At 67.0% G+C, this 312-nt stretch carries 1 pseudogene; it reads right to left on the bottom strand.

From position 1 onward, the window contains the following. Positions 1-312 (bottom strand): annotated as a pseudogene (locus SB751_RS29220) (UDP-N-acetylenolpyruvoylglucosamine reductase); the annotation flags it as partial.

Here is a 312-nt window from a genome sequence, read left to right on the forward strand (position 1 = left end):
CCACGGGTTCGGGTTCCAGCGCCACGCCATAGCGATCCATGACCGCGTCCTGGATCGCACGCGCCAGCGCCATGATGTCGGCCGCCGTGGCGCCGCCGCGATTCACCAGCACCAGCGCTTGCCGATCATGCACGCCGGCGGCGCCCAGCTGGCGTCCTTTCCAGCCGCATTGATCGATCAACCAGCCCGCGGCAAGCTTGAAACGCCCGTCCGGTTGCGCATAGGAAACCAGCCCTGGGAAACGCTCGAGCAGCGCATCACGCTGCGCGGCCGCGACGATGGGATTCTTGAAAAAGCTGCCGGCATTGCCCG

Source organism: Cupriavidus sp. SIMBA_020 (genome assembly GCF_046535395.1).
Classification (GTDB): Bacteria; Pseudomonadota; Gammaproteobacteria; order Burkholderiales; family Burkholderiaceae; genus Cupriavidus; species Cupriavidus campinensis.